Annotated in this window: 7 protein-coding genes; all 7 read right to left on the bottom strand. The window is 64.8% G+C overall.

Annotated elements, in window-relative coordinates; all coding sequences use genetic code 11:
- Positions 1-15: 15 nt before the first annotated feature.
- Positions 16-993 carry an amidohydrolase family protein gene (locus tag AC6CDK_RS17505; protein WP_192905366.1) on the bottom strand — a complete coding sequence of 326 codons (978 nt, stop codon included), beginning with the start codon at positions 991-993 and terminating at the stop codon, positions 16-18.
- 115 nt (positions 994-1,108) lie between these two features.
- On the bottom strand, positions 1,109-2,779 hold the full coding sequence (locus tag AC6CDK_RS17500; protein WP_192905367.1) for a glycosyltransferase family protein: 1,671 nt from the start codon (positions 2,777-2,779) through the stop codon (positions 1,109-1,111).
- The gene (locus AC6CDK_RS17495) at positions 2,776-3,579 is read right to left on the bottom strand and encodes a PilZ-like domain-containing protein (RefSeq protein ID WP_039646772.1); all 804 of its coding nucleotides are present in this window, start codon (positions 3,577-3,579) and stop codon (positions 2,776-2,778) included. The genes AC6CDK_RS17500 and AC6CDK_RS17495 overlap by 4 nt, the downstream gene beginning before the upstream one ends.
- Before the next feature lie 15 nt (positions 3,580-3,594).
- Positions 3,595-4,050, bottom strand: a complete 456-nt coding sequence (locus tag AC6CDK_RS17490; RefSeq protein WP_039646774.1) for a DUF8042 domain-containing protein — start codon at positions 4,048-4,050, stop codon at positions 3,595-3,597.
- 65 nt (positions 4,051-4,115) lie between these two features.
- Complete coding sequence (locus AC6CDK_RS17485; RefSeq protein WP_039646776.1) at positions 4,116-4,538, bottom strand: hypothetical protein; 423 nt, start codon at positions 4,536-4,538, stop codon at positions 4,116-4,118.
- Positions 4,535-4,969, bottom strand: coding sequence for a flagellar export chaperone FliS (fliS, locus tag AC6CDK_RS17480; protein WP_039646778.1), 435 nt, complete (start codon positions 4,967-4,969; stop codon positions 4,535-4,537). Before fliS ends, AC6CDK_RS17485 begins: the two co-directional genes overlap by 4 nt.
- 33 nt (positions 4,970-5,002) lie before the next feature.
- On the bottom strand, positions 5,003-5,434 hold a 432-nt coding region (fliD, locus tag AC6CDK_RS17475), incomplete at its 5' end, for a flagellar filament capping protein FliD (protein WP_496639942.1).

The raw sequence follows: 5,434 nt of genomic DNA, 5'->3' as shown, positions 1-5,434 counted from the left end.
GCAGCCTCGGTATCGTCAGACGGGTCGCAGCAGACCGGCCCCGTTGTGAAGAATCTGCTCGGGCATCCCCAATGCCAGCTTCAGGGCCACGTCCCGGTCCCAGGGGTTGCTGATGGCGGCCAGGCGCCGCGCCGAGCACGGACCGAGAGAGAAGAGGTGAAACCAGGGTGAGGCGAGTCCCGTGGCCGGCAGGGGCATATCGGTGCCGTACAGGAGCCGCCCATGCAGCTCCCGGTGCTTCAGGACCCATTGAAGGTGCCCCAGGCGGTTTATCTGGGTAAGGGATGAGATGTCGGCATGGAGGTTGGGGTAGGCCGCGAACAGGGCCAGAAGCCGGTGCCGGTTCCGTTGGCCGTCGCTCCTGCCGCTGGTGGCGCAGTGGGCGGCAATGACCTTCACCCCTTCATCGAGGGGGAGGCGGAGGCGGTTCGGGTCGGACAGCCTGCTATCCGACCGGGTGAACGACTGCTCTGCGCCGGTGTGGGTGAGCAGGGGCAACCCCAGTTCCGCAAGGCGCCGGTAAAAGGGTACCAGTCGCCGGTCCGCCGGATCGATCCCCTGGATTGAGGGAAGCCACTTGATCAGCACCGCGCCGTCGGCGGCCGCGGCATCGAGCCGGTCCAGGGCGTCGGGCCGCAGGGGATTGACGCTGGCGCCGAACAGGAGGTTGGGATATCTGCGGCACTGGCCGGCGAGGAAGTCATTGGGAATGAACAGCTCGGTCCGTGCCCGGTCCAGGCTTCCCCGGGAGTCGACGACGCCATCCAGTGCCAGTACCACGGCGGCCTGGACCTGGGTCGAGGCTGCCAGCCGCTCCGCGAGACGGCGCAGGACCAGGCCGTCCCCTTCCCGTTCGAGCTCCGCATCGGTGATTCCGAAGGATGCCAGGTAGAACCGGTACCTCCAACTGTCCCTCAGGCTGGTCGAGACGAAGCAGCCGCTGCCGCCGGCTCCGACCCCGGCGGTATGACAGTGTATATCGATGACGCCCATGGATCCCCCACGGGATGGATTCCGGATTCCCCCCTCGTGCCGGGAGATGCCATGGCGTTTATGACCCACAATGCTCCGCTATGTCAACGGACTACTGCGGCAACCTGCTCCCGGCCTAAGCCGGCCTGGCCGCCGCCCCGAGAACCTCTGCGATCATCTTCCGCATCCGGTGCCCGTAGGTGTGCTCGCCAAGCACCCTGCGCCGGGCACGTTCCGCGATCTCCCGCCGCAGCCCCTCCCGCTCCAGGTAACACCGGGCCGTTTCAGCCACGTCGCTGATCCCGTCGTAAAGCGCCACCTCATTCTCGGCAAAGAGCTCACCCAGGGCACCCTGCCGGTCGGTCAGGAGAAAACCGCCGCACAGGGGCACGTCAAAGACCCGCTGGTTGACGGTGTGGGGCATCTGGAGGCTGGTGGCGTTGACATTCACGGCGCTGGAGGCGTAGACCGCCGGGGTTTCCCTGAAGTAATTCACGTCGGGACGCGCGTCAATGGCGCTGCCGAACACCTTCCGCCATCCGTCCGGATCGCCGAAGAAGGTAAGCCCCAACGGGAGCAACTGACCCAGGAGCCTGGTCCGATAGGCGGAGGTGGCACTGTGGAGCAGGTAGGCCCGGAAGAAAAGGCGGGCATCATCATCAGGCAGAAAACGGCCACCCTCGGCCACGAGCTGGTCGACAAGCTGCAACTGATCGCCCCGGGCGGCGATGATTCGTTCAACCGCTTCGCCGGCGAACGCCATGACCTGGGCCGTAACCGGAAACTTGACGGCCAGGCGGGCCAGAAAACCGCTCGCCAGCGAGTTTCCCACAAAGGACAATCCTGCGCTGAACCGTTCCTCCACGCGGGCGGCCCCGGCCAAGCGGACATCGGCTGCCAGGGGCAGGTGCGACACCCGGTATCCCTGCGCGGCCACCGCCGGCAGGTAGCTCTTTTCCCACAGGAAGACATGGCATCCGTCGGCAGGGGGCAATGCCTCGCCGTAAAGGATGAATTCCGGCGAGTCCACGAACCAGAGGGCGAGCGGGATGCCGAGCCGGCGCAGCATTTGCGCCGCAACGCCGCGCCGGTCGAGGCCGCGCATGTTGATGCTCAGCACCAGGTCTGGCCGCTCGCCGCGGAGCGCCTCGCCGAACAGCGATGCTTCGTCCCCTTCGCGCCCCCGGCAGTCCAGGACCACGACCCGGTGCCCCAGGGATTCGAGGCCGTGGATACACTCCCGCTGGACATAGTAGGCTTCGAAGGGGACGAGGATCGTCAGGGGGCGGCCCGCTGCCTGCGTCCGGTCCGCGGCGGGACCCGTCCGCCCCACGGTTGCGAGCAGGATGCGGTAGTGGTCGTACCAGGCAGGATGTGCCCGCAGCGAGGGGGGGTGAGGGACGACGTACAGCGCTGCGGCATCGAGCGCCTCAGGAACGGGCGGGAATCCGCCGCCGGGTGTGGAAGGCGTTACCACCTCGATCCGCCCGTTCCACCCCTGGCAGAGCCGGGCCGCGGCCAGTTCGGCCAGTTCCGGGTGCCGCTCCACGAGGATGACGCGGTTGACGTGCGGATTGTTCGCCAGGGACCGGGGCAGGTGGTAGCCGAGGCCGGTGCCGAGAAAAACGAGGACCGCGGCATCCACCGGTCCCGCAACAAAGGAGCCTGCCTCGCGGATCGGGTCGTAGAGGGAGTGGAGGCAGGTTTCGATGCCGTCCTCGCCCATGACCAGGGCCGTGGGGTGCCCCCTGCGGCCGTGCATGATCCGCACCCCGGAGGACGGAGCCTCCGGCTGCTCTGCGCTCACCGTCGTCCCCCGACCTGGATACGATCGCTTTTCGACATCAGCTCGCGACGCTGCTCGGAAAAAAGGTAGGAGATGACTGCTTCCCGGTCCTTGTCGCTGATGGTGATGAACCTCATGGAGAGGGAATAGTGGGTTCCCGCCTGGAGCGTAAGGGTGATCTCGGAGCAGCGCAGGGCCTCGGCCAGGACGCAGATCATCCGTGGCTGGGGATGCGGGAGAAAGAGGCTGACCAGCATGAGGGTCCCCGACGCCACCTCCTCGGAAACCCTGAATCTCATGCCGCCGCCGCTCAGGTTGGCCCGGGCGGATGGGATGTCGCGACCGTTCCAGTCCACGACCCGCCAGCTTGACCCCTCCTGGGCCATTGCCGGAGAGCGCCATGAGTCCATTCGCTCGTGAAGCCAGCGTTCCTGGGCCTCTTCGGGCGACATGCCCGGCAGCAGTTCGTAGCTGAAAGGGATCGAGACATCGAGACGGAAATATTCGCGGCGCTGCAGCTCGCGGACCCTTCCCGCGAGGCGGATGGCGAACTGCCGGTCGTCGCGCACCGTCTCGACCCGGCCGTCGCACCGGCAGAGGGCACCGCCGGTCCAGACGGAAACGGAAACCTCGGCACCCTCGCTGAGCATGCCGGCAGGCGGTTGCTCTGCACCGAACAGTTCGAGCCAGGCAAGGCTTCCCTTCAGCGAGGTAATGGCGGCAGTTCCGTCAAAGGACCCGACGTCGCCGAGCCGTACCGTGAGGTTGATCTTCTGGAGCTGCTCGAAGAACCGTCCGTACTCGGAGCCATCAGCGGACATGAAGGCACTCCTGGATCAACGGGCAGCCGTGTCACCGAGCGCGGCGAACAGCTCCCGCCATTGGCCCAGGTGAGGTGCGAGTTCGTATTCGAGGAGGTCGGCGATCAGGACCCAGTCCTTGCGCTGCTGGGCGGCCATGGTCTCCTGGAGGAGCGTGTTGAGTTGTCCCACGAAACGTTCCAGCGTCACGTCCCCGGCGGGGGTGGTGGAGAAGTCGACGCCGAGTACGAAGGCGACATCGGCAAGCGCTCTGATGAGCATGTCGAAGCCGCCCAGGAGTTCAATATAGTGATCCAGGGCCGGCCGGTCGTTGCCCGCCCTGAACAGACCGGCCGTGGCCAGCGTAAACCGCTGCAGTTCGGCAGCGTGCGAGGCCCCGTCATCTAGAACGGCCCGAACGAGCAACGCTCCGTCTTCCGTGGTCTGGCCGGGGGACGCCTGCCGCTTGTCAGCTTCAGCATAGGTATTCATCAAATGCCTCCTTGCACGTGGTGCTGTGCGCCCGGTGTCAAGCCGGCCCGCACGGCCGCCCGGTCTCAGGCGGTCCTGCTCATGTTGTGTCTCTCCTCGCGCCCCCCCTCGTAACTATGGAGGGCGCTTTTGCCCCGGGCAAGGGCCGACATCTCCTCGCCGAGAGTGACGAGACGCTCGCGGGCAAGGGCGATGACAAGGGAGTCGAGTTCGACGATTTTCTTGGTCGATTCCTCCTGAAGACGATGAAAGGACGACAGGAGCTGCTCGGCATCCCCGTGTCCACTCCCCTGCGAGGACAGGGCGGAAAGGCGGCCGTTGAAATCGTCCAGGGACGTCATGATGCGCTCGCGGCACGCCACTGCCTGCTCGAAATCCTCGGCGCTGTTGGTGTCGAAGTTGCGCAGCAGTGCCTCCGCCTCGGACAGAAGGAGATTGTAGAGTTCTTCGCCGCTGGCCAGTAATGCCGTCAGGTCCGCGGCCGTCATCGTGCCTGCCCCGCCACGTAACCCGGCTGATGGATCGACGGGGGCACGGCTTCACGCTCCCGCTTCCAGATGTCGATGGCCTCGACCCAGGTGTCGCGGAGCACGGTAAGGATCCTGATGGCGTTCTCCAGGGCCCGGGGCGAGTTGTTGATGTTGGCGTTGATGTACTCGTCGATGACGTAGATGTAAAGCTGCTCAAGGCGCTGGGTGATACCGCCGCCCACGTCGTGGTTGAGGGTATTCATCAGTTCGGAAACAATGGCCTGGGCCTTGCTGATGTATTTGCCCTTCCCCGCCAGGTCCTTCTTTTCCATCCGTTCGAGGGCGATCTTCGAGAAGTTGATGGCTCCGTCATAGAGCATGATCAGGATCTTTTCCGGGCTGGCAGTCCCGACCTGGGTGTTCTGGTACTGGTTGAAAGGGGTCAGCATTCCTGTTCCTCCTGGTTGTGACTCGCGCGGTCACTATGACCTGTACAGGTAATTGATGAGCGAATTTCCCTGCGTTGTGAGACTGCTGACAAGGGTCTCCATGGCGGTGAACTGCTTTTTCAAGGCCTCTTCCTTGCGCGCCATCCGCACTTCCATGGCCGCGATCTGGTCGTCGATGCTCTTGATGGTGTCGTTGAGCCCCCGCACCCGGCTCGAAATGATGCCGTTGGCCGTGGAGGACGGCCCCTCGTACGTGTGGGTAAAGCGGTCGATGGTTTTCCTGAACTGCTCGGCCACGCCATACTTCTCAGTGGCAAGGTTGGAGACACCGCCGTTTTTCGTGAAGAGCTCGACAACATCGTTGAAATTGCTTCCCAGGGCATCGGCAAGCTTGGTCGAATCGATGGCAAGGGTGCCGTTGGACCGATCGGTGGTGATGCCGATATCGGCCAGGGTGGAGTATTT

The organism is Geobacter sp. PheSNFMC (assembly GCF_059620965.1).
Note: the sequence above shows the minus strand (reverse complement) of the source record. Positions and strands in the feature narration are given on the sequence as shown.

Bases quoted from the DNA above. Each gene is read 5' to 3' on its own strand.
- AC6CDK_RS17495 (WP_039646772.1), bottom strand. From the start codon at position 3,579: ATGTCCGCTGATGGCTCCGAGTACGGACGGTTCTTCGAGCAGCTCCAG.
- fliS (WP_039646778.1), bottom strand. From the start codon at position 4,969: ATGCTGACCCCTTTCAACCAGTACCAGAACACCCAGGTCGGGACTGCC.
- AC6CDK_RS17505 (WP_192905366.1), bottom strand. From the start codon at position 993: ATGGGCGTCATCGATATACACTGTCATACCGCCGGGGTCGGAGCCGGC.
- AC6CDK_RS17485 (WP_039646776.1), bottom strand. From the start codon at position 4,538: ATGACGGCCGCGGACCTGACGGCATTACTGGCCAGCGGCGAAGAACTC.
- AC6CDK_RS17490 (WP_039646774.1), bottom strand. From the start codon at position 4,050: ATGAATACCTATGCTGAAGCTGACAAGCGGCAGGCGTCCCCCGGCCAG.